This window comes from Neoaquamicrobium sediminum, assembly GCF_040970315.1.
In the GTDB taxonomy this organism is placed as follows: Bacteria; Pseudomonadota; Alphaproteobacteria; order Rhizobiales; family Rhizobiaceae; genus Aerobium; species Aerobium sediminum.
Window position 1 is genome coordinate 71,656 of sequence record NZ_JAZHFV010000008.1, and the last position, 21,793, is coordinate 93,448.

23 protein-coding genes are annotated in these 21,793 nt (G+C 59.7%); 12 read left to right on the forward strand and 11 right to left on the reverse strand.

Going from position 1 to position 21,793, the window contains the following annotated elements; translation table 11 throughout:
- Positions 1–46: 46 nt before the first annotated feature.
- Genes V1479_RS22040 through V1479_RS22055 form a run of 4 tightly spaced genes read right to left on the reverse strand, consistent with a single transcriptional unit; the run spans position 47 to position 2,819 of the window.
- Positions 47–706: an amino acid ABC transporter permease gene (locus tag V1479_RS22040; RefSeq protein ID WP_368804768.1), complete on the reverse strand. Its 660-nt coding sequence runs from the start codon at positions 704–706 to the stop codon at positions 47–49.
- Positions 696–1,355, reverse strand: coding sequence for an amino acid ABC transporter permease (locus V1479_RS22045; protein ID WP_368804769.1), 660 nt, complete (start codon positions 1,353–1,355; stop codon positions 696–698). Before V1479_RS22045 ends, V1479_RS22040 begins: the two co-directional genes overlap by 11 nt.
- Before the next feature lie 7 nt (positions 1,356–1,362).
- Entirely contained in the window at positions 1,363–2,229 is an 867-nt protein-coding gene (gene ehuB, locus V1479_RS22050) for an ectoine/hydroxyectoine ABC transporter substrate-binding protein EhuB (RefSeq protein ID WP_368804770.1), read from the reverse strand.
- Between the two features lie 29 nt (positions 2,230–2,258).
- Positions 2,259–2,819: a hypothetical protein gene (locus V1479_RS22055; protein ID WP_368804771.1), complete on the reverse strand. Its 561-nt coding sequence runs from the start codon at positions 2,817–2,819 to the stop codon at positions 2,259–2,261.
- Between the two features lie 142 nt (positions 2,820–2,961).
- On the opposite strand from V1479_RS22055, the gene V1479_RS22060 reads away from it, so the two are divergent.
- The gene (locus tag V1479_RS22060) at positions 2,962–3,177 is read left to right on the forward strand and encodes a transcriptional regulator (protein ID WP_368804797.1); all 216 of its coding nucleotides are present in this window, start codon (positions 2,962–2,964) and stop codon (positions 3,175–3,177) included.
- Between the two features lie 178 nt (positions 3,178–3,355).
- Here V1479_RS22060 and V1479_RS22065 read toward each other — a convergent pair whose 3' ends face one another.
- The 3 genes from V1479_RS22065 to V1479_RS22075 form a co-directional block, all read right to left on the reverse strand.
- Complete coding sequence (locus V1479_RS22065) at positions 3,356–4,795, reverse strand: mechanosensitive ion channel domain-containing protein (RefSeq protein WP_368804772.1); 1,440 nt, start codon at positions 4,793–4,795, stop codon at positions 3,356–3,358.
- Between the two features lie 308 nt (positions 4,796–5,103).
- Positions 5,104–5,343: a hypothetical protein gene (locus V1479_RS22070; RefSeq protein WP_368804773.1), complete on the reverse strand. Its 240-nt coding sequence runs from the start codon at positions 5,341–5,343 to the stop codon at positions 5,104–5,106.
- Positions 5,340–6,151 (reverse strand): IS5 family transposase gene (locus V1479_RS22075; protein ID WP_244649387.1). Its coding sequence is split into 2 segments (ribosomal slippage): positions 5,340–5,374 and positions 5,374–6,151, totalling 813 coding nucleotides; the frame shifts between segments, so codons are not numbered across the junction. The genes V1479_RS22070 and V1479_RS22075 overlap by 4 nt, the downstream gene beginning before the upstream one ends.
- A gap of 884 nt (positions 6,152–7,035) precedes the next feature.
- Here V1479_RS22075 and V1479_RS22080 point away from each other — a divergent pair.
- From V1479_RS22080 to V1479_RS22090, 3 genes are all read left to right on the forward strand, one after another.
- Positions 7,036–8,208, forward strand: a complete 1,173-nt coding sequence (locus V1479_RS22080) for a polysaccharide pyruvyl transferase family protein (protein ID WP_173194268.1) — start codon at positions 7,036–7,038, stop codon at positions 8,206–8,208.
- A gap of 622 nt (positions 8,209–8,830) precedes the next feature.
- A complete protein-coding gene (locus V1479_RS22085; RefSeq protein WP_173194270.1) occupies positions 8,831–9,085 on the forward strand; it encodes a hypothetical protein in 255 nt (84 codons plus the stop codon).
- Positions 9,086–9,228: 143 nt separating this feature from the next.
- A complete protein-coding gene (locus V1479_RS22090) occupies positions 9,229–9,948 on the forward strand; it encodes a class I SAM-dependent methyltransferase (protein ID WP_368804774.1) in 720 nt (239 codons plus the stop codon).
- A gap of 236 nt (positions 9,949–10,184) precedes the next feature.
- Here V1479_RS22090 and istB read toward each other — a convergent pair whose 3' ends face one another.
- Positions 10,185–10,919, reverse strand: coding sequence for an IS21-like element helper ATPase IstB (gene istB, locus V1479_RS22095; protein ID WP_368804775.1), 735 nt, complete (start codon positions 10,917–10,919; stop codon positions 10,185–10,187).
- Positions 10,920–11,003: 84 nt separating this feature from the next.
- Here istB and V1479_RS22100 point away from each other — a divergent pair, with 84 nt between their 5' ends.
- The gene (locus tag V1479_RS22100) at positions 11,004–11,567 is read left to right on the forward strand and encodes an MlrC C-terminal domain-containing protein (protein ID WP_368804776.1); all 564 of its coding nucleotides are present in this window, start codon (positions 11,004–11,006) and stop codon (positions 11,565–11,567) included.
- Positions 11,568–11,680: 113 nt separating this feature from the next.
- Here V1479_RS22100 and V1479_RS22105 read toward each other — a convergent pair whose 3' ends face one another.
- Genes V1479_RS22105 through V1479_RS22115 form a run of 3 tightly spaced genes read right to left on the reverse strand, consistent with a single transcriptional unit; the run spans position 11,681 to position 13,665 of the window.
- On the reverse strand, positions 11,681–12,442 hold the full coding sequence (locus V1479_RS22105; RefSeq protein WP_173194551.1) for a glutaredoxin family protein: 762 nt from the start codon (positions 12,440–12,442) through the stop codon (positions 11,681–11,683).
- A gap of 55 nt (positions 12,443–12,497) precedes the next feature.
- Entirely contained in the window at positions 12,498–13,352 is an 855-nt protein-coding gene (locus V1479_RS22110) for a DUF6692 family protein (protein WP_173194278.1), read from the reverse strand.
- 37 nt (positions 13,353–13,389) lie between these two features.
- Positions 13,390–13,665 carry a metal-sensitive transcriptional regulator gene (locus V1479_RS22115; RefSeq protein ID WP_173194280.1) on the reverse strand — a complete coding sequence of 92 codons (276 nt, stop codon included), beginning with the start codon at positions 13,663–13,665 and terminating at the stop codon, positions 13,390–13,392.
- Positions 13,666–14,293: 628 nt separating this feature from the next.
- Between V1479_RS22115 and V1479_RS22120 the strand changes: the two genes are divergently transcribed.
- From V1479_RS22120 to V1479_RS22150, 7 genes are all read left to right on the forward strand, one after another.
- A complete protein-coding gene (locus V1479_RS22120) occupies positions 14,294–15,745 on the forward strand; it encodes a multicopper oxidase family protein (protein ID WP_173194552.1) in 1,452 nt (483 codons plus the stop codon).
- Positions 15,746–15,768: 23 nt separating this feature from the next.
- The gene (locus tag V1479_RS22125) at positions 15,769–16,224 is read left to right on the forward strand and encodes a DUF411 domain-containing protein (RefSeq protein ID WP_173194281.1); all 456 of its coding nucleotides are present in this window, start codon (positions 15,769–15,771) and stop codon (positions 16,222–16,224) included.
- Positions 16,225–16,229: 5 nt separating this feature from the next.
- Positions 16,230–16,688: a c-type cytochrome gene (locus V1479_RS22130; protein WP_368804778.1), complete on the forward strand. Its 459-nt coding sequence runs from the start codon at positions 16,230–16,232 to the stop codon at positions 16,686–16,688.
- A 255-nt stretch (positions 16,689–16,943) separates the two neighbouring features.
- Positions 16,944–17,231, forward strand: a complete 288-nt coding sequence (locus V1479_RS22135; RefSeq protein WP_173194285.1) for a hypothetical protein — start codon at positions 16,944–16,946, stop codon at positions 17,229–17,231.
- 327 nt (positions 17,232–17,558) lie between these two features.
- On the forward strand, positions 17,559–17,831 hold the full coding sequence (locus V1479_RS22140; RefSeq protein ID WP_173194287.1) for a hypothetical protein: 273 nt from the start codon (positions 17,559–17,561) through the stop codon (positions 17,829–17,831).
- A gap of 1,068 nt (positions 17,832–18,899) precedes the next feature.
- Positions 18,900–20,381 (forward strand): TolC family protein, encoded by a 1,482-nt coding sequence (locus tag V1479_RS22145; protein WP_368804779.1) that lies wholly within the window; start codon positions 18,900–18,902, stop codon positions 20,379–20,381.
- A gap of 14 nt (positions 20,382–20,395) precedes the next feature.
- Positions 20,396–21,769: a multicopper oxidase family protein gene (locus V1479_RS22150; RefSeq protein ID WP_368804780.1), complete on the forward strand. Its 1,374-nt coding sequence runs from the start codon at positions 20,396–20,398 to the stop codon at positions 21,767–21,769.
- Positions 21,770–21,793: the final 24 nt, after the last annotated feature.

The following is a 21,793-nucleotide window of genomic DNA, read 5'->3' on the forward strand; positions in this document are numbered from 1 at the left end:
TTCTCGTGGATCTTCGTCGACCAGCATTCCATCGGCGGCGTCATGGTCATCGTGCGCCCACCGCGAGGAGCCGCCGTTCCAGACGTTTGACGCCGTGGGAAATGGCGAGCGCCAGCACCAGGAAGATGATGCCGGCGACGACCAGCGGCTCGGTATACCGATACGTCTCCGAGGCGATATCGAAGGCCTGGCCCAGCATTTCCGGAACCGCGAGCACTGCCAGGTAAGGCGTCGCCTTGAGGATCGAGACGAAGTAGTTGCCGAGCGGAGCCGCGATGTTTCGCAACATCTGCGGCGCGATGACATGGATGACCGCATCGCGCCGGCTAAGCGACAGCGCACGCGCTGCTTCCGACTGACCCCTCGGGATGGCATCGATCCCCGCCTTGAACACCTCGGCCAGATAGCCGCTGTAATAGAGACTGAGACCCATGACGCCGACTGTCATGGAGCCGAGGCGAATGCCGTAGAACGGGAGGACGAAGTAAAGAAAATAGAGCCACGCCAATACCGGCGTCGACCTGATGAAATCGATCACGAAACCAATCGTGAGGCCGGCGATGCCACCGACCCGGCGTACCATCTCGAAGAGAAAGCCGGTTGCAGCTGCACCAATGCAACTGACGAGCGCAACGAACAGGGTCGTGCCCACCGCGCCTAGGATTATCGGTACGCTGGACAATGCGAAGGCCAGATCAAATCCCATCAGCGCGGCTCCCGGGTGCTGCGACACGCCTCTCCAGCCAGCGTCCCGCGAGCGCGATCGGATAGCAGACGACGAAGAAGGCGAGGAGGAGTGCTGTGTAGATCGCGACGGGTTTGTATTCGACCTGCGCGATTTCCTTGGCGCGGAACGTCATGTCGGTCAAAGTCACGAGCGACACCAGGGCCGTCGCCTTTACCAGCTGGATGACTGTGTTGACGAAGGTCGGGCTCATCGTGATCAGCGCCTGCGGCAGTTCGATCAGGAGCAGGATTGCCGGGCGTGACAGGCCGAGGGCTGCACCGGCCTCCCTCTGGCCTGACGGAAGCGCCTGGAGACCGGCGCGCACCGCCTGGCTGGCATAGCCTCCTGCATTGAGGCCAAGCACCATGGCGCTCACCGTCATGGCCGACAGGGTGATCCCGACGACGGGCAGCGCATAGTAGAAAACGAACAGCAGGATGATGACGGCGGAGCTGCGCCAGAATTCGATGACGCCGGTGACTAGCAGCCGCGCGACGCCCCCGGTGAGGTATTGGGCGACGCCGAATGCGAGCGCAAAGGGAATGGCAAAGACCAGACCATAGGCGGTGACGGCGGCCGTTGTACCGAGCCCCTGCAAAATGCCCAGCCAGATATCGATCAGCGTCATCTGCGTCTCACGGCTCTCTGTTGCAAAGGTCGGTGGCGGTGATGCCCGGCGGCACCGCTTCCGCTTCGCCGAAGCCGTATTTCCCCATGATCGCAGCGAAGGCTTCGGTGCCTTTCAGCTTGGCCAGCTGTTCGTCGTAGAGGGCGCGCAGGTCGACATCTTCCTTACGGAAGGCGATCGCCGCGAAATTTGTACTTGCTTGACCCACATCGAATGGCAGGGCTCGTTCGAGGCCGTGCGCGTTGCCGGCCAGAAGCCCGATAACCGTCGGCGAGGCCATGAGTGCTGTGTCTATACGTCCGGCGCGCAGCGCAGAGAGGTTGGATTCGATATCGGGAAATAGCAGCATGCGGGTCTCAGGCACGCCTGCTGCCTTCGCATTGGTGGTCACCACGCTGCCGCGCCCGGCGCCCATGATGATGGTTTCATCGTCGGCGATGTCGGCATAGCCATGGATGTCCTTCGGATTGCCCGCGAGCACGATAGCCGCGTCAGGAGCCTGCAGGTCCGGTGCGCCGAACGCGACCTGCTTGCAACGATCGGGCGTAATCGCGAGACCCGACGCCACGGCGTCGAAACGGCCCGCCAGCAGGCCCGGAATGAGGGCTCCGAACTCGGTCACCTGAAACTCCAGGTTGGTAACACCCAGTTCGGCAAAGGCGGCTTTGAGGATATCGGGGTGCCAGCCGGTGGGCTCGCCCGTTTTGTCGTCGCGGAAGCCCCAGGGCGAGCGGTTGTGGATGCCGACAACGATCCTGCCTTCGCGCAGGATCCGTTCCTTGGTCGTTTCGGCCGTCGCGTTCCCGTTCCAGCTTAGAACGAGCGCCGCCGCGATCCCCAACAGCCCCATTCTCCTCAATGCCTGTGGTGCCATTTCCACCTCTCCCTTTGAATTGTTTGATGTCACGCGTGAAAAATGTCGTCTGCGATCTCCTGCTCGCTGTCCGAAACCGGAAATGCATCGACGTTTGCTTGATCCATCAGACGCGTTAGATCCTCCAAGGCGGAGCGCAGGTGCGGTGCCGGAAAATCCGTCAGGTCCGTATTGTCCTCGAGTTCGGTCAGAATGACGGTGAGTTTGGCAGCGATGCCGGCAAGGGAGTGCGCAGGGGTTTGCGGGAGGCGCTCCAGCAGCTCCTGTTCGCGCGCGACTGCCAAGGCCTCGGCCGCCTTTGCTTTTGCATAGGCTTGCTTTATGCCGCTGCGGCCCCCTGCCCTTCTGGCAGGCTTTCCGTCGACGTTCTGGGAGGACTGTCCGCACTCCAGCAGCTCGGTCTCGAGCCGCTGTTGCCTCAGGCACTGTTCCGCCATCGCGGTATGCGCCTCTGACCATGCGCGGGACAACGACAAGACCGGGTCAGTGGGGGTTGCTCCGCAGTCCGCAAAGCGAATCGTAGACGCCGTCCGACTCGTCTGTGAAGGCGTGACGGAAGGCAAAGTCGTGGTATTGTCGGAATCAGCCATGATCCGAGCTCCAGACAGCTTGGGCGTGGTCAGGCCGTGCTGGATGTTTGCCCATCCTGCACGGCTGCATTGCAAGAGGGCATTCTGACCACCGAAGATATTATGTCAAGGATATAATTTGATATCACCTGATCAAATTCGTATGGCGCGGGCAGCCTTAAGATGGGGGGTGCGAGATCTAGCTGCGAATGCTCAAGTGACCGCGGCTACGATCACTCGTATCGAGAATGGCAAATCTGCGCATTCTGCTACCCTGCTCGCTATCCGTGCAGCTTTCGAAGCCAGCGGAATAGAATTCATTCCTGAGAACGGCGGCGGTCCGGGCGTGCGCTTGGCTAAACGATCCGCTCAGTCTTAGCTTCACCTCCAGACGCTCGCCCGACATGCTGGCATTGGTGGGGACGGATGATTAAAGCGTAGCGTCACACCCTCAAATCGAGTTCATAGTTGATGATGGTGGCGACCTGGGCGTACGCCCAACTCGAAGATGCAAATTAGGCGGCTTGCTACCTAGGCCGGGTCACATATAGGTCGCATTATTGATCGCGTCGTGGCACTTGGCGCGACAAGAGGTTGCCTGACGCGGCCTCGGGAATGGTTGCGTTTGCAATGTCCTGCGGCAATTCGCTGATCTCATTGCCCAGCCCGCCCTCGGCCGAGGTTGCCTCCGTATCCGGCTCGGCTGTCGACGCCGCAGGTCTGCCTTGAGCCGCAGCTGAGGTCTGGACAGGCGAGACGTTCGAGCGCGTATCGTCCATACGCACAAGTGGCACCCCCTGCGGAAAAATAACCTCGCGTGCTTCATCGGGCATCGAAACACCGTGCTCGACGAGCGCCCGCTTGATGAGCCGAAGTGCCGAGGACCGCACCCTGTGCGGTGAAAGCGTACGTCCGTCTATCCAGAAGTGCGCTTTCAAGCTTACTGTCGCAGGCCCCAGCGCATCCACCAGCACCATGGGTGGCGGCTCGTTCAGGATCGCTTCGTGGCCGCGCAAGACCTCCACGATCAGGCGCTGGGTGTCACCGATCGACGCATCGTAGCCGATGCCGACGTCCGTCGTCACGCGCCGCGCCGGACCCGCCGTGTAGTTCACGATCGTGCTCTTGAAAACGGTCGCATTCGGTATCTGCACGTGGTTGCCGTCAATCGTCAGAAGAATTGTCGATCGCGTGTTCATCGTCTGCACCACGCCTTCGAATCCCGCTACACCAATAACGTCGCCTTGCCGGAAAGGCCGGCGGATGCTGAGCATCAGGCTTGCCAGGAAGTTCTCGGCGATGTCCCGGAACGCAAATCCCAGCACGATGCCGATCACACCGGCGCCCCCCAGCAGCGAGACCGCGAGCCCCGTCAGCCCGGCCAGCTGAAGCAGGAGATAAACGCCGACCAGAAGCACCGGTATTGCCATCGCCCGTGCGATGACGTTGCGCAGGAAGTCCTGCTCGACACGCGGCGCGAGCACCCGGCGTATAAGCGAGGCGATCGCGTTCGACAGCCACCACGCGAGCGGCAGGATCAGCACCGCAAGCGCGATCAGCGGCAGCGAAACGGCGATCCTGCGGGCCAGCGCCTCGATCTCCGATAAGGCGGGCGCGAGATTCCAGCTTACCTCCTCGCGCACATCAATCCGGTTCACCACTGCAACCGTCCCCTCGGTCCGCGCTGCCAGATCGCGCGCCCACGTCCGCTGCTCCCGAGAACCCGCGATTCCGTCAAGGAACACGATTCCTTCGTCGACAGCGATCTTGACACTACGATACCAGCCAGTCGCTTCCAGTATGCGGCTAATCCGCTCCTCAATCGCTTCGTCGCGCGCCACAGGCTCGATGGTCACCGCCTGCTCAGGTGCGGTGGGCTCTTCGACCGCTTGGGCAGCCGCCTGTACTGACATTAGGAAGAAAATAGCAAGGGCCGACCAGGACAGCCGTCGGGAAGCCACCAACGCCCCGCCGGCACTGATTTTCAGCTTTGTCATACGATCCTCTCCCTTGCCGGCACACATTCGACTGGAGAGTGTCAGTAGATGGCAAGCCTTCCGTGCGATCAACCGAGCGGTCAGAAACTTTCTTGATTGTGACGTCCCGCGAGCGGTTTTGGGTAACTCGGGAGCGGGCCGGGCCGAAAACTGCCATGGCAGCTTTGCGCCGCCATTTCTGCCGTTCAATCGGTAGATAGCAGATGCTGAAAGCAGCCGTTTGCCAAGAGGGCGGGGCAGATGTCACCCGCCAATGAGATGTACGCAACCGATCGCACTTAACCTGCGAGGTAATTGATGTGTTTGTTCTAAGGAGCTGTGGCGCTGATCGTGACCGCCGGAGCAGGGATCGGCACCACCTTCGCTTTGTGATGATTGATGACACTCACGATGGCGTCCAGGAGAGGCTCAAACCCATCGAACTTCACGTTTGCCTTGTCTTTGGCTACGACCTGTGTGGCGAATACTTTTTTGTCGTAGTATTTCGTGGGATCCTTGCTCGCATTGGAGCTATTGAACGTCTTAGAGTCCGCGCCGAAACTGCTCATGAGTGGCGCGCGATGCGTCTGACGAGGATATGACTGCTGCGGCGTAGAGGAATGCGGTGGTGGATTCGATAGTGGCCTCCGCGTCCTTCCAGAGCCTTCGGTTGCGGTTGATCCAGGCGAAGAAGCGTTCGACCACCCATCGCCTTGGCTGGACGGCGAAGCCGACCTGAACGGGCTTCCGTTTCACGATCTCGACGGCGATGGAGGTAGCTTCCGCGACACGCGGTCCCTGATAGCCCGCGTCTGCGAAGACCTTGCCGACGAAGGGAAACGGTCGCCGCGAGGCCTGCAGAACCGAGCCTGCACCGTCGCGGTCCTGGATGCTTGCAGGGTGCGGAAACAGCACCAACGCCCGACCGTCGGTGTCGACCAGCGCGTGACGCTTGCGGCCCTTGATCTTCCTGCCGGCGTCATAGCCGCACGGCCCGCCGCTCTCGCACGTCTTCACACTCTGGCTGTCGATGATCGAGGCTGTGGGCGAGGCTTCCCGGCCGCAGCGCTCGCGGTCCAGCATCAGCAGTCGATGATTGATCTTCTCGAACAGGCACTCATCGCGGAAGCGGCGGAACCAGCGGAAGACCGTGCTTCTGAGCGGGAAGTCTGACGGCAGAAGCCGCCAGCCGATGCCGCCGCGCATGACGTAGAAGATCGCGTTCATGATCTCGCGCAGCGACCATCGGCGCGGCCGCCCCGTCTTCGCCACAGGTGGCATCATCGGCGCGATCAAATTCCACTCCCGATCCGTCAGGTCGGTTTCGTAGCGGAGGTTCTCTCGGCTATGCTGGCGACGGGTAGCTGGCGTCCACATCAGGTCTCTCCGAATAGGCTTCGACACCAAATTCGGAATCACGACCGCGCCAGCTACTCAACCCTTTCGAGACGGGCTCTAAGATAGCGGATAGCCGCGCCGGCTGCTTGTGGCACGCCTTTGACTTCACTGCTGGGCATGGCTTTCGCACAACGCCGGCGGGCCGAACCAGTGCCGTGATGCTCTATATCGTACCCAGCCGAAGGGATTAGCAAACGTCTACCGATAGTCAAGATGCCATCGCCGGAGTAGAAGGCTAGGATGCAGTTTGTGTGCCTACTGGCTGATACTTGATGGCGATACCTGCAGCACGTTCTCTTCATGCTTTCATTACGCGAGTGATGTTGATCATGGCGATTGGCACATTTCAACCAATTGGGCCTAGCTTCCATGTGCACGCAATCTATGGAGATCCCCACCGGCATACTGCCAATGAACATCATGATCACGAGCGCAGTTCGGCCTGCGGCACAAATTGCGAACAGTCTGGCGGCCACGCGCACTCGGCCAACCAATCTCATGAGGTCCCATCAGCAGGGGCGGCTTCGTTGCTGAGTTTTCCGCAGCTCCGTCATGTGCGACCGCGTCCTACACTGCAGAAATTATCTCGGCAAACTTTCGCTGCAATCAAGAAGCCACCCCGTTTGGATTCCCGAAGGCTTATGACTTCAACGAATCTAAACGGGAAAAAATACGATGACAGCTACGTTCGTTTTGGCTGGATCAATGAGGATATTTCCGAATCGATCCTATAGCATCAATGATTCGAAGATCAATTATTTCCTACCAGTGCGATCTATTTCGCACAATGAATACAGGCATTATCAACAGAAATCTACGTTGGTTAGCGAATCCTTCGTAAAGAAATTCGGAGGATATCTGTCATGACTATCGCATTACTTGGTTTATTCGGCTGCGGCAACAGCGGCAACGACGGTTCTCTTGAATCTATGTTAAACTATTTGCAGGCGGTCCTACCTACAAGCCCACTAATCTGCATCTGCCCAGCGCCGGCTGTGATTTCACAGCGCTACGCAGTGCCCAGTATCTCTGTAGGCGGTTCAGAGCTACACGGGCGCATTGCGCTTGTCGACAGAGCGCTGGCCGGACTGCCCCGCATGACGTTAGGTCTGGCGCAAATATTTATAAAGCTGCGCGGTGTGAAGGTCCTTGTTATCCCCGGGACCGGCATCCTTGATGATTTTCAGGAAACAGCCTCCGGGTGGCCATTCGTTCTCTTTCGCTGGTGTGTGGCAGCAAAGGTACTTGGTATACCTATCGCTTTTGTTAGCGTCGGCGCAGGACCTATCATGCATCCATTGAGTCGATTTCTGTTCAAGAAATCAGTAAAATGCGCGTCTTACATATCCTATCGCGACGAAAGTTCTAGAAAATATATGCATGAAATCGGAGGCAATTTTATAGATGACCAATGCTATCCTGATTTGGCGTTTAATCTTCCTACTCCGTCGCGATCTGCATCCTCAGAACGATTAACCATCGTGTTGGGCGTCATGTATTACCAGGGATGGAAGAAATCCGACTCCAGCGGCCCAAGCATATACGAGCGCTATTTGGGCAAGCTTGCCTCCTATGTGACGAAGCTCGTTAACGAGGGTTACCGTGTGCGGCTGATTACTGGCGACGTGCTCGACGCAACTGCAATTAGCGATCTTCTGAGTCGCCTCAAACCCCACACTTGCGACCAAGTCGAAACGTGCAATACGGAATCACTCCATGCGGTGATGGAAGCGATGATGGACGCAACGCTAGTCGTCGCGTCCCGCTATCACAACGTCGTCTGCGCACTCATGATGGGGCTACCGACGATATCGCTGAGCTACAATGCGAAGAATGACGATCTACTGGAGCGGTACAACCAGCGCGAGTATCGGCAGCACATCGAATGTTTCGAGGTTGATATACTCATGAACCAGACGCGGAACGCAATAGATAATGCGCCATTGATCCAATCAGAGATAAACACAGAAAATAAAGCCGTTAAAGACAGCGCAATGCAGCAAGGAGAACAGATTTTGTCTGTACTTAGCATCTAAAACCATTAGAAAACACCGTTATTGATATATGGAGTATTTACTGTCATAAGATTTATACGTCACCTTTGGAGAGCTGTAAGAATGTCCTTGCGGCTCTCCACCTTTCACAAAGCATTGGAGGCGCAGGCCGGAAGATCCCCGATCCGGCGCCTAAACGCATAAAACGTATCTGCGCCGCAACGGGACACCCCTGAAGGAACGAGCCCTAACCGCGCGCCAAGACACTTGAAAAACGCGCGTTCCAGCAGTGTACGACAGCGGTCCGGAGAAGGGCAAAGAGCTACCTGCGATTACGTTTGAAGACCAATGGGTATCCAGGAATCTTCTGCTCACTTCGATGTTGTCGCGGAAGCTTTGCGTGGTCTCGATGGTGGGAAAGCCAACGTCGCTGGCCCACCCACCATCTTCGGCGCAACTTCCCCGATATTGAGTCACTGGGGATGGCGGACCGTACGTAAGCGGTATTATCAGATCATGCGCTTGAGCTCGCTGTAGGCGATCTGGGAGGTCTTTCACCGGGCGCCGGTCCGATCGCGAGGTAAGCTGGGTATGTCGCCGCGTGGCGCGGTTCCGGGACCAGTTTCAAGGCATGATGGACGCGATTTGGGTCGGTCGGCGTGTCATGGCTGTGATCGGCGCCGTGGTGTTCGGGGTGCGCCTCGTCGAGGTCGTCCCCATGGGAATAGCCGTGATGGCTATCCGTCGTTCCCATATCGCCGATCGCGACGCCATGGGCGTCAGCCATGCCCGGTCCAACGGGGAACGCGAAGGCAGCAACGGCGACGCAGCGCGCGGCAATCAGCAATGTTCTTGCAATCGCAAACAGGGTTCGGGACTTCCTCTTCGGCGCCAGCCTCGCACTGGACGTAAAGCCTGATCTCTCTCTAGGCAAGGCGAACGACGGGACAAAGCAGGCGGCTGCCTAAGCCGATTGGTGGACGCACGCCTCGGAATGGTAGCTGTCCAAGCGCCGCGGGAGGCATACTATTTCCCAAACCCTCCCCATGGAGACGGTTCACCGTGGACACAGATAGCGACCCGCTGGCGCAACAGAGACATTTCTGGAATGGCTGGAACAGCGAAAACCGCGAAAGGTCCGTACAGGATGTCAGCCTCCGTCAGGCAGAGGTGGTCCTCGGTTGGCTGGAGCGTCTTGGTCGACGCGACCTCAATATTCTCGAGGTCGGATGCGGAACGGGCTGGCTGTGCCCGAAATTGCTGCGTTACGGACGCGTGACCGGAACCGATCTTTCCGATGAAGTGCTCGACAGGGCGCGGTCGCGGGTGCCGGGAGCACGCTTCGTAGCCGGGGATTTCATGAAGCTGGCATTTGACGGCGGTGCATACGATGTCGTGGTCGCGCTGGAGGTTCTGTCGCATGTTGCAGATCAGCAGGCGTTCGCTGAAAAGGTAGCGGGGTTGCTGAAGCCGGACGGTTACCTGATGCTGGCTACGCAGAACCGCGTCGTTCTGGAGCGCTTCAACCGGGTGCTTCCACCTGGGCCCGGCCAGCTACGGCGGTGGCTCGATCGGCGTGAACTCGCGGGCCTGCTCGAACGCGATTTTGCCGTGAAGGAGCTCTTCTCTGTTTCGCCCAGGGCGAACAAGGGCGTGATGCGGCTGATCAATTCCCGAACGCTGAACAGGCCGGTCCGGCTGCTCGTTGGAGACCGGTTCGAAAGCCTGAAGGAGCGGCTCGGCCTCGGGTGGACCTTGATGGCCCTGGCGAGGAAGACCTGACGCCGGCCCTATGCGGCAATCGTGTTTGCAGCCACTACCGCAAGTATCGACCCCACGACGATGTGGATCGCACGCGTGGTCCGTTCAAGCAGCCGGTGTCAATCGGCTCGGAATGGGGACCCTGGATCGGCGTGCAATCGAGACCCCCTCGTAGGGCTCGACGGTGAGCGCCCGACCGGGTGGAGCTGGTCGGGGTTGCGCAACCCGGTCGGGCGCGTGGGTTGAGCTCCCTGGCTTTAGCTTTGAGATCGGTTCTTGAAGCGCCAGGACTCGTTGCCGGTTTCGATGATCTCGCAGTGATGGGTGAGGCGGTCGAGCAGCGCCGTCGTCATCTTGGCGACGCCGAAGACGGCGGGCCATTCGCCGAACGCAAGGTTGGTTGTGACGATGATCGAGGTGCGTTCGTAGAGCCGGCTGATCAAGTGGAAGAGCAACTGTCCGCCGGCCTGCGCGAAGGGCAGATAGCCGAGTTCGTCGAGGACGGCGAAGTCGAGCCGGGTGAGGCAGTCGGCGATGCGCCCCTGCTTGCCGGCGCGATGTTCGGTCTCGAAGCGGTTGACCAGATCGACGACGTTGAAGAAGCGGCCGCGTGTTCCACTACGGATGAGTGAGCGGGCGATCGCGATGGCCAGGTGCGACTTGCCCGTGCCGGTGCCGCCGATGAGCACGGCGTTGCGCTGGTCGGCGACGAAGGCGCCGGTGGCGAGGTCGCGCACGAGCGTCTCGTTGACGGGCGTGTCGGCGAAGTCGAAGTCGTCGATGTCCTTGGCCAGCGGCAGCTTGGCGACGGTGAGTTGGCATTTGATCGAACGCGCCTGCTTCTCGGCGATCTCGGCCGACAGCAGGTCGCCGACGACCCTCGGCGGCTCGTGCTGGCGCTTGATGGCGGTGGCCATGATCTCGTCGTAGGCGCTGCGCATGCCGTAGAGCTTCAGCGTTCCCATCAGGTCCAGAACCTGGGTGCGTTCCATCAGCTTGGCCTCCTGAGACTGTCGTAGCGAGCGCAGTCGGCCTGCGGCTCGTGTCGCAGACGCAGCGCGTCGGGTGTGAGGATCGTGACGGCCGGCGCCGGATCGAGCGCCTATGGCGACGCGACCACCCTGCTCCACCCGATCCTCGAGGCCGGGCTGACCAATGTCGGTTTCCATGCCATATGCGATCCGGAAGCGGCTTTGAAAGCGCAGGAAGCGGGCGTCGGCAACACGGTGCGCCTGAAGCTGGGCGGCAAGGTGGACCCGTCCATCGGCGGGGCGCCTCTGGATGTGACCGGGGAGGTCGTAACGCTCTCCAGCGGCCACTTCATCGCCTACGGCCCGATCGGCGGCGGCACATGGCGCAACCACGGCCTCAGCGCGCTTCTGCGGATCGATGGCGTTGAAGTCGTGGTGATCACCAATAACGGGCAGGCGACCGATCTGGCGCAGTTCACGTCACTGGGCGTGGACCCCCACCGCAAATCCACGCTTGTGGTCAAGTCGATGCAGCATTTCTGCGCCGCATTCGAGCCGATTGCCCGCAACGTGATCGAGGTCGATACCGGGGCGCTTTCGACCAAAAACTTCCTCGCTCGCCTCTACAAGCACATAAGGCGGCCGATCTGGCCGCTGGACGACATTTGATCCGAGACCGGCGAGCTTTTCTGCTTGGAAGAGAACGCAACAAATCAAAATGCGCACTTGATCAGTGAAGAATCGAACTCCAGCACCGATCGAAATTCTGCTCGACAGGGCGATCAACCCGCCCAAAACGCCTTCAACGGCATCCAGATCGCCATTGCCATCATCATCAGATTTTCGGTTAGGGACACAAAGCCGAGCGGCACGTTGCTCGAACCGCCCACACAGGCGCATTTCAGCTCGCGTTTATCAACGTAGACAGCTTTGAAGACCGAAGTCGCGCCAATGGTACCAATGAAGAACGCAACGGGAGCAGCTATCCACATAAGCGCGCCGGCGATCATCAGGATACCCGCCAGCGCTTCGCCGAAAGGGTAGAGATATCCGTAGCGGACCCAGCGACGGGCCAGCAGGTCGTAGTTCAGGAACATCGTCGAGAAGCTTTCGACGTCCTGCAATTTCTGCACGGCGAGTATGGTCATGCTGATCGCGACGAACCATTCGATGGCCCGGATGGTCAGGACGGTTCCGAAGGCCGCCCAGCTGAAAGCAAGCGCCATGAGAAACGCGACCGAGAAGATGGTTATGACGGGCTGGTAGCTGGTTTCGTCCTTGTTTTCGACATGCTCTCCGAAATATTCCCGCAACTGGTCGTACCCGCCAATCCGCTGTCCATCTATGAAGGTCTGCGGGGTCGTCTCGACCCTATGCTGGCGCTTGAAGGCGTCGGTCTGCTCACGAGTCTCAAGGTGCCGATCTTCCACGTCAAAACCGTTCCGCTCCAAAAGATCCTTGGATTTCAGGCCATACGGACAAAGATGGTCCGGCATGACCATCCTGTAGAGCGTGGCCTTCTTTGCATTTCGATCTAGTGCCATGACTGAATTCCCTTCGCTGCCCGTCGGCGCGCGGATCGGGCAATTGATACAAGCCTCAACCGCTGCACGTATAGAAGCCGCGATATCCGACACTCAGACCCCGCTCGAGCTCAAAAACGAGTTCGGCATCGGCGCGCCAGTCGCCTTCGTCGCCGAGACGCCGGACGCTGACTGTCATGCCGGGCGTGGTGAACCCGGCCGCCTCGCCTTGGGGATCGCCCGCCGCATCCAGCGCGAGCAGAACGCCGTTCAGCTTGGCGGCTGCGCCATCCTCGCCGGCCCAGAGGATCGGCTCGGATTCGGGACTGCGGTTGAACGTGCAACTGGCGCCCCCTTCCATCACTTGTGATGCCTCCGCCTCGCTCATCGGCGCCAGATCGAGTGTGGAAACGAGCAAATTCGAAAGAGCATCTTCTACGTCACCCGGCTCGGCTGGAGGGTCCTGGTAGACGTCGTCGGCGACATTGCCACCCGAGACGTCAGCGATGAGATAGCGCATCTCGGCGATCTCCCGCCGCTGCGCCTCGATGATCTCGTCAGCGAGCTTGCGCACACGCTGATCGCGGATCTGCGCCCGCTCGGACGTCATGACGGCGATTGAATGATGCGGGATCATCGCGCGCATGTAGCTCGGCCCGGAAACCGTGACCTGGCTGCGCACCAGCCAAAGCGACAATGCGAAGACGACTACCGCCCCAACGAAGATGGCGATGTTCAGCGACGTATTCTTGTACATCCCCAGCATGTAGGCGAGCATAATGATCGCCATCGTCGCGCCCATCAGGACCGCCATATAGGTGCGAGTCTCCGAAAAGAAGACGTGCTCCCACGCATAGGTGTTGAGGTACATGAGGATGAACATCACCACGGTGGAGGTGAGGATCATCAGTCCAAAACGGACATAGGACATTCAAATGCTCCTGCTTTTCGTCCCGCCTCTCGCGGGATCAACCTTTCGAGCGGTCGAAAAGATTGATCAACTCGTCGACCTTTTGCTTCTGGTCGGCCGCATTTCCGGACGCGATCGCGCTCGCCACGCATTCGGTTGCATGGTCGCGAAGGATTTCGTTCTCAGCACGCGAAAGCGCCACGCGCACGGCCTGGATCTGGTGCAGGATGTCGATGCAGTAGCGGTCCTCCGCCATCATGCGCGATATGCCCTGCACCTGGCCGGCAATCCGGTTGAGGCGAGCAACTTTCGATTTTCTGCGTTCCGCATCCATTCTCGTCGATACCCCATATGGGTATGTGAGAAACCACCATCGGCCAAAGATGTTCCAAGGTCGCCGACTTACGGCATTATCCGGTCACCCTGCGATCTGGCCGGGCCACCGTCTGCGAATGCTCGGTACGACGGGCCAATGTTCTCGACACGGCCGGCAATCGAAGGTAATTGTCCGACGATGCGACACCTATGCGCCGCGCTTCTGATCTTGTTTGCCGCTATCTCCGCCAGCGGGGCGGCGAGTAGCGCTGCCACCGCAACGCCATTGGTCAAGTTGGCCCTTGGCCAGGTAGATCAAATGTCCGGCTGTACCGAATGCGTGGACATGGATTCGATTGCGGACACCTGCGAGATGGTCTGTGTCGCGTCCTCAGTGGCGCTGCCCATTCGGGGGTCCGAACTCCCGCTGCCAGAAAGATCGCCTACCCCGGCGATGTCCGATCGCGGCATGCCGGACCGTACCGGCCCGCCTGAACACCACCCTCCCCGCTAGATTCCGCTGCAGGCGCCAACCAGAACGTTTGAACATCACCGCTTCGCGCCACGTTCGTGCGCAGCAAGTGGCGTTGTTGATCGGTTCGCGATCGCCCATCGCCGCGCACTCACGCATTTCCGGGATCATTGCCATGAACGACATTTGCATGCCGGCGCTGTCGCGCCGCAATTTCCTGACTTCCTTACTGGCGACAGCCGTCCTGCCGTGGGCGACGACGAGCCCTGGTGCGGCTGCGCCGAACGTAAGACAATTCCGCCTCCGGGCCGCCACCGGGACGGCGAGTCTCAACCCGCGATCGGAACAGGAAACCGGGGTCTGGGCCTACAACAAAACCGTGCCGGGACCGGAATTGCGGGTCCGACAAGGCGACCGCCTGCGCATCATGGTCGAGAACGGGCTGGCGAAGGAAACCACAGTGCACTGGCATGGCGTCCGGACACCAAACGCCATGGACGGCGTGCCACATCTTACCCAGAGGCCAATCGCGACAGGCGACAGTTTCGCCTATGAATTCGACGCACTTGACGCAGGTACCTTCTGGTACCATCCCCACCAGCGCAGCTTCGAACAGGTGGACCGGGGGCTTTACGGCGCCCTGGTCATCGAGGAGGCTAACCCCATCCCCGTCGACCGGGACCTAGTCTGGGTGCTGGATGACTGGCGGCTAACACATCAAGGCGATGCCAGCGACGATTTCGGACACCCGCATGACGCAGCCCATAACGGGCGGATGGGCAACATCGTCACCATCAACGGCCAGGTGCCCGAAACGTTTGAGGTACGCCGCGGCGAACGGATTCGCCTACGGCTGATCAACGCCGCCAATGCGCGAATATTCGGTCTCGACTTCAGAGACCATCAGCCGGTTGTGATCGCACTCGACGGTCAACCGGTCACGCCACACTCACAGGAGGCGGGCCGGATCGTCCTCGGCCCCGCCATGCGTGCCGACATTGTCCTCGATTGCACGGGGCGCCCAGGCGAGCGTTTCACCATCGAGGACACGTTTTATACCGGGCTGGAATACAATCTCCTCACCATTGCCTATCAAGATGAACCGCTGCGCGAGGCTGTGCCCGATTGGCCGTTGGAATTGCCCGCCAACCCACTTGCCGAGCCCGATTTCGCCAATGCTTTGCGCCACGAGGTGCTGTTTACCGGCGGAATGATGGGCGCGATGGTGATGCAAGAGATGGGCCTTGCCACCGCCTCCGGAGGAACTGTGGACGGAATGGGCGCCATGATGCGCGGCGGCGGGATCTGGCTGGTCAACGGCGTCGCGGCGGAGGGCCATGTCCTAGAGCCCATGCTCGCTCTGCCGCGCGGCAAAAGCTGCGTGCTCGCGATGACCAACGCAACCGCATGGCATCACCCCATCCACCTGCATGGACATTCGTTTCGGGTAATCTCGCGCGACGGCGCGCCAACAAGTCACCGCGAATGGCGCGACACGGTGCTGATGGCGCCGCGCGAAAGGATCGAGATCGCATTTGTCGCCGACAATCCCGGCGACTGGATGTTTCACTGCCACATCCTCGAACACCAGGCCTCGGGCATGACCAGCGTCATCCGGGTTGCCTGATCAAATCAGAAAAGGAGCAAGACATGCGCAATCTGACCTTCACCGTACTCGCCGCCACGGTCGCCACCACTGCTTCAATCTATGCCTTCCTGCCCAGCACGGCCGAAGCGCAGGAGGTGATGCTCTACAAAAATCCGCAATGCGGTTGCTGCGAGAGCTACGCCGATTACCTGCGGCAGAACGGCTTCACCGTAACCGTAGAGCCGACCCATCAACTCGCCTCCATGAGCCGCGAGGCAGGGGTGCCCGACGACGTGCAAGGCTGTCACCTTTCGATCATCGAAGGCTACGCCGTAAGTGGCCATGTACCGGTCGCGACTGTCTCGAAGTTGCTGACGGGGCGCCCTGACATCAAGGGCGTGACGCTGCCCGGCATGCCGCTCGGTTCGCCCGGTATGGGCGGCGCCAAGGAACGCCCGTTTGAAATCCTCGAGATTTCGAAATCCGGCACCGTCGCCGGTATCTATGCGCGGGAGTAGCGCTCATGAAACATCCCCTAACCTTGGTCGCTGTCGCCGTCGGCGCATTCGCCGTCATTTTGCTAGCGGTCACTGGCAGGCTGCCGGTGGGCGGCGCCAAGGAGGATATCATGAGCGGCCGCATGCTTTACGCCGAGCACTGCGCCTCCTGCCACGGGGCCAACCTCGAGGGCCAGCCGGACTGGAAGCAACCGCTCCCAACTGGGCGTCTGCCCGCGCCGCCGCACGACGCCACAGGCCACACCTGGCACCACCCCGACGGCGTGCTTTACCGTATTACCAGGGAAGGGACTGCCGCTGTTGTCGGCGGCGGCTACCAGAGCGACATGCCGGGTTTTGGCGATATTCTGCCGGACAGCGACATCCGGGCGGTGCTCGATTACATAAAGAGCACCTGGCCAGAACGCGAACGCGATTATCAAAAGGAGATAAGTCGCAGGGAACAGAAAGAGGGATCGTCATGATCTCGCCCGCTGGTACACAACTCCAGCCTTTCGGCCCTGGCCTTTGTACCTCCATCGAATGGCAATTGATCGCCTAAATGGTGTTCTCTCAGCACCTTCGAAGCGTTCATCCGCCGCCAATCTGACCAACGATAGCGGGGCGGCCTGTAATTCGCCTTCCCGTTCGATCGAAACAAAGCATTGACCTTACAGTCGGTGGAAGGTGGACCATGGCATGTTCGGGACGAACACACGCGATTGCCAAAGGAGGAATCCATGGCCTCCGACGACAGAATTCTCGCTGAAGCGATTCTCGATGCATTCCGCATTGCCCTCACTGAGCAACGGCTGCAGGTAGCGGAGCATCTTCTGATGGCGCTCGAGCGCTTGGAACGGGATGGCTGCTGCCATGCTTGTCCCGCCAAGGCTTACAAACTCATCTGCGGCGATGAGGTTACAAACCCGGATGAAACCCGTTTGGATCGAGGCGGAGTGTCAATGACGTCGAAAAACCCGAGGCGGCCGGCCAGCCCACAGGCGCCGCGCGGTTCGCGGCGCTCCTAAGCGGCGTGCTCACCGGCAGAAAGCAGCGCGATTGTCGTACGAGCCCTCAGCCAGGCTCGCACATAGCGGACACGGCGTGCCGGCTGGCGTGGAAAGGCGGTTGGCTCAAGCGTGCCATCGTTGGCGAAGCTCTGCCGATCGACCCGTTCGGCGGCCGGTTCTCATTGCAATAAGCCTCAAACTCACACCTTGAGATCGCATGGCAGGCTCGCACAGCCGAGCCGACAGAACATTACATTATTTTATACTTCATGGAAGCTCCCGGAAAATGTCCCAACCTAGGATCTTTCCTCGGCACATTGACGTGCTCTTAAAAGGATAGACCAAATGAAGAAGCAGCTTATTTTCGTGTCGCTCGCCCTGATTTCCATGAGTTCCACTGCTCTGGCGATCGAGCCACTCGCCGAGGGAACATCAAGATTGAATGCCATCCTGCAGGGTCACGGACAACCGGGAGAAACTGCTACTTCGAGGTCCAATCCCGAGATATCATTTCGTGTCCTCGCCAATGGGCTGGTTGAGCGCACAAACGAACGCTACGGTACGGTTTCCATCATGAACCCCAAGCAACAGGTTCGGGAGCGTCTCGGCGGTCGCTGAACGGCGTTCACATTTGAGACGGGACCGGCTGTCAATCGGGTGCGACGCCTGCCGGCCTTAGCTGGAAAACATGCCCGGCAATATCGATCGCAATAACGTGCAGGGTCAATGGCCTGACCCTGCAGACTTGGGACGATGTGGGCGCCCGAGCCTAGCGACGACTCCACGGCATTCATTCCGTCGCTCCCCTTGATCAAGGTTTGGCGTCGCCGAGCATAAATCCCCAACCTTGTGAACATGAACCTGTGGCATTTTGGGTGTCAGAGCGTCGCTTGCCGCCACGTTTTCACCTTACAGAAATGTAAAGGACGACTCCTTGACCGACGACGGAGCTTCCAGCATAGCATTAGCCATGGGTGAATCGCGCCGGATATCGACACGACTTCTGGGACTTGCGGCCAGGCTGCTCCTAGCACTTGTGCTGTTTGCTGCCCCCTATGCGCAGGTAGCGTCTGCAAACTTTACATTCGCCGACGCGGACCATCATATGACGATATCTGCCGACACCAACGGCCATCCCGCCTCAGTACATGGGCATTCGCGGGGGGAAACCGCTGAAGACACGGTAAGTGAAGCCGACGGTGCCGCGTTGCCCTTTGCGGCCACAGCAGAGAAGTGTTGTGACCTTTTCTGTGCGGGCGTAGCCTGTATCGTCCCGTTTTACGGGCTTGCATCCCGCGAACCGATAGTTGTCACCCACATGCTCGTCGATACGAATGTGGCGCCAGGCGAGTGGGTCCTTCCGCACCGGCCTCCGAATACCTGATCTGAATTTCGTTTTGCCGAGTCAATGACCGCAGGAGTTTTGTCCGCGGCAGGACTCCTCGAATTCAACGATCAGGTAATTCACATGAAAATGACCGTTTCGATGGTCGCGCTGCCGCTATTCATGGGCGGTTGTGCAGCGACTTTGCCGACTGACGTCACACCGACTCGATCACCCGAACTGCCCTATGAGGTAAGCCCGCTTCATCACCACAATCCGATTGGCGCCTACACGCACCGCACCCCGGTAGAGCCTCGCCCGTGGCGGGAGCAAAACGATGCTCAGAGACCGGGAGGTGGTCGATGAACCGCACAGCGAGAACAGCATTGATCCTTGCCCTCCCTCTTGTCGCGGGCGGGTGTGCAGTCACCGCCCAGGAGGCCGTCTACGCGGACGCCTTCGCTGGCTTCAGCACGGTAGAGGCCACCACACGGACGGCCACCGGCAAGAATGCCGTTTGGATCCAAGACAAGCAGACTGCCGACGCGACAAGCTCGAAAGTCCAGGCTTTGGTCCGAGGCAAAACGATCAACGCCGACACGGCCGTGCAGGTCGCTCTTCTGAACAACAAGGGGCTTCAGGCTGCCTACGCCGAGCTTGGACTTTCAGCTGCCGACGCATGGCAGGAAACCATGTTCGTCAATCCGACGGCTTCGATCGGCGTACTCGGCCTGGGCGCGCCCGAACTCGGTGCCTTCCGAGCTGTCGAGGGAATGATCGTAAACAACATCTTTGCGCTCGTGACGCGGGACAGGCGCATCGACATTGCGGACACCCGCTTTCGCAAGGCACAGCTTGATGCGGCGGTCGCGACATTGGCATTGGCCGCGGATACTCGTCGCGCCTGGATCGAAGCCGCCTCGGCGTGGGAGCGTGTTGCCTATCTCAATCAGGCCAAGGCAGCTGCCGATGCAGCGTCGGAACTAGCGACCAGACTTGGTGATACTGGGGCTCTGAACAAATCCGGTCAGGCGCGCGAACATGTCTTCTACGCCGAGTTGGCAGGGCAGACAGCGCGAGCTCGGCTCGCGGCTCGGAGCGCCAAGGCCGAACTCACCCGTCTGATGGGGCTTTGGGGGGCGAACGTAGAATACGAGGTTCCAAACCGATTGCCCCCGCTGCCGAAATCACTCGCCCGTATCGAAACCATTGAAACCGATGCCCTCGGTCATCGCGCAGACCTCAAGGCAGCCGCTTTGGAACTTGAGGCGCTGGCCAAGCAGTACGGTCTGACCGATGTCACCCGGTACATGACCGATATCGCTTTGGTAGCCGGCTTTGAAGCCGAGGGGGAACGAGAGGACGGTGAACGGAAAGTGTCAGTTTCGGGCGACCTGGACCTGGAGGTCGAGTTTGCAATTCCAATCTTCGACAGCGGCCGAGCACGCATGCGACGCGCTGAACTGGACTACATGGCGGCAGCCAACCGTCTCGCGGAAAGGGCTGTAACGGTGCGATCAGAGGCTCGCTCAGCCTACGACCAGTACAAGTCCACCTATGACATAGCGCGCCACTACCGGAACAACGTCCTCCCCCTCCGCACAACGATCGAGAAACAATCCCTGCTGACTTACAACGGCATGATCACCAGCACCTTCGAATTGCTGGCAGATACGCGCGCCAAGATAGATTCCGTCCTGCTCTCCGTCGATGCGAAGCGCGATTTCTGGCTCGCCGAGGCCAATCTCGCTCCAACCATTTACGGAGGCCGCTCCGGCGGCGCGGAGACCGGTGGCGGAGAACCAGAGGCAGTCGCCGATGCGGGCGAAGCGGCAGGCCATTGAGAAAGGTTGGAGCTATGATGAATAGAAGACAATTGCTTGGTGCCGGCGCCACCGTCGTTGGTGCTGCGGCATGGACCAAGACCTCAGCCATGGGCCTGCCAGACGCGCCGATAATGGAAAGCGCTTCGACGCAGTCACCGTTGGTTCCGACATCCGGTCCGGATTACCAGCCGGTCGTCACCCTCAACGGCTGGACGTTGCCCCACAAAATGAACAACGGCGTCAAGGAGTTCCATCTCGTCGCCGAACCCGTTGAACGCGAAATGGCCGACGGGATGACCGCCTATCTTTGGGGATACAATGGCCAATCGCCAGGCCCGACGATCGAAGCTGTAGAAGGTGACCGGGTACGCATCTTCGTGACCAACAAGCTTCCGGAACATACCACCATCCATTGGCACGGCATGATCCTACCCTGTGGCATGGACGGGGTGGCAGGACTTACACAGCCCGCCATCCCCGCAGGGAAGACGTTCGTCTACGAGTTCGACCTCGTGAAGAGCGGTACCTTCATGTACCACCCGCATGGCGACGAAATGGTTCAAATGGCAATGGGCATGATGGGCTTTTTCGTCATTCATCCCAAAGACCCGCAATTCATGCGCGTCGATCGAGACTTCGTCTTCCTGCTCAACGCGTACGATATCGATCCCGGTTCCTATTTGCCGCGGGTCATGGAGATGACCGATTTCAATATGTGGTGCTGGAACAGCCGCATATTTCCCGACATCGATCCCCTGGTGGTTTCGAGAAACGACCGGGTACGCGTCCGGGTCGGCAACCTCACCATGACCAACCATCCGATCCATATGCATGGCTACGACTTCGAGGTTACCTGCACCGACGGCGGATGGGTGAAGCCCGAAGCGCGATGGCCGGAGGTATCGATCGACATTCCCGTGGGCGCGATGCGGGCCTATGAGTTCAACGCCGTCCATGAGGGCGACTGGGCGATCCACTGCCACAAGTCTCACCATACGATGAACGCCATGGGACACGATGTGCCGACCTTCATCGGCGCTGAGAAATCGCGCGTAACGTCAATGATCCGGCGCCTGCAACCCGATTACATGCCGATGGGTACCAGGGGCATGGCAGACATGGCCGAGATGTCGATGCCGCTGCCCGATAACACCATTCCGATGATGACGGGATGGGGTCAGTTCGGTGCGATCGAGATGGGCGGAATGTTCTCGGTGGTCAAGGTTCGCGAAGGCATCGCTTCCGACGATTACTCGGATCCGGGTGACTATGAGCACCCGCCAGGAACCGTTGCCTATGAATGGACGGGCGACTTGCCTGCCGCATCAAGCACAACAGGCGCGAAGACGCAGGCACCGGCCAAGCCGGCGCCAGAACCGGCAGCCGGGCACGGCGGCCACGACTGACCCGAAGACCAACAACATCAGCAT

Excerpts from the sequence above, each read along its gene's own strand:
- V1479_RS22105 (WP_173194551.1), bottom strand. The coding sequence starts at position 12,442 with ATGGCACTAGATCGAAATGCAAAGAAGGCCACGCTCTACAGGATGGTC.
- V1479_RS22130 (WP_368804778.1), top strand. The coding sequence starts at position 16,230 with ATGAAACATCCCCTAACCTTGGTCGCTGTCGCCGTCGGCGCATTCGCC.
- V1479_RS22115 (WP_173194280.1), bottom strand. The coding sequence starts at position 13,665 with ATGGATGCGGAACGCAGAAAATCGAAAGTTGCTCGCCTCAACCGGATT.
- V1479_RS22045 (WP_368804769.1), bottom strand. The coding sequence starts at position 1,355 with ATGACGCTGATCGATATCTGGCTGGGCATTTTGCAGGGGCTCGGTACA.
- V1479_RS22110 (WP_173194278.1), bottom strand. The coding sequence starts at position 13,352 with ATGTCCTATGTCCGTTTTGGACTGATGATCCTCACCTCCACCGTGGTG.
- V1479_RS22140 (WP_173194287.1), top strand. The coding sequence starts at position 17,559 with ATGAAGAAGCAGCTTATTTTCGTGTCGCTCGCCCTGATTTCCATGAGT.
- V1479_RS22150 (WP_368804780.1), top strand. The coding sequence starts at position 20,396 with ATGATGAATAGAAGACAATTGCTTGGTGCCGGCGCCACCGTCGTTGGT.
- V1479_RS22085 (WP_173194270.1), top strand. The coding sequence starts at position 8,831 with ATGGCTGTGATCGGCGCCGTGGTGTTCGGGGTGCGCCTCGTCGAGGTC.
- V1479_RS22065 (WP_368804772.1), bottom strand. The coding sequence starts at position 4,795 with ATGACAAAGCTGAAAATCAGTGCCGGCGGGGCGTTGGTGGCTTCCCGA.
- V1479_RS22120 (WP_173194552.1), top strand. The coding sequence starts at position 14,294 with ATGAACGACATTTGCATGCCGGCGCTGTCGCGCCGCAATTTCCTGACT.
- V1479_RS22145 (WP_368804779.1), top strand. The coding sequence starts at position 18,900 with ATGAACCGCACAGCGAGAACAGCATTGATCCTTGCCCTCCCTCTTGTC.
- V1479_RS22055 (WP_368804771.1), bottom strand. The coding sequence starts at position 2,819 with ATGGCTGATTCCGACAATACCACGACTTTGCCTTCCGTCACGCCTTCA.
- V1479_RS22135 (WP_173194285.1), top strand. The coding sequence starts at position 16,944 with ATGGCCTCCGACGACAGAATTCTCGCTGAAGCGATTCTCGATGCATTC.
- V1479_RS22125 (WP_173194281.1), top strand. The coding sequence starts at position 15,769 with ATGCGCAATCTGACCTTCACCGTACTCGCCGCCACGGTCGCCACCACT.
- V1479_RS22040 (WP_368804768.1), bottom strand. The coding sequence starts at position 706 with ATGGGATTTGATCTGGCCTTCGCATTGTCCAGCGTACCGATAATCCTA.
- V1479_RS22080 (WP_173194268.1), top strand. The coding sequence starts at position 7,036 with ATGACTATCGCATTACTTGGTTTATTCGGCTGCGGCAACAGCGGCAAC.
- istB (WP_368804775.1), bottom strand. The coding sequence starts at position 10,919 with ATGGAACGCACCCAGGTTCTGGACCTGATGGGAACGCTGAAGCTCTAC.
- V1479_RS22070 (WP_368804773.1), bottom strand. The coding sequence starts at position 5,343 with ATGAGCAGTTTCGGCGCGGACTCTAAGACGTTCAATAGCTCCAATGCG.
- ehuB (WP_368804770.1), bottom strand. The coding sequence starts at position 2,229 with ATGGCACCACAGGCATTGAGGAGAATGGGGCTGTTGGGGATCGCGGCG.
- V1479_RS22060 (WP_368804797.1), top strand. The coding sequence starts at position 2,962 with ATGGCGCGGGCAGCCTTAAGATGGGGGGTGCGAGATCTAGCTGCGAAT.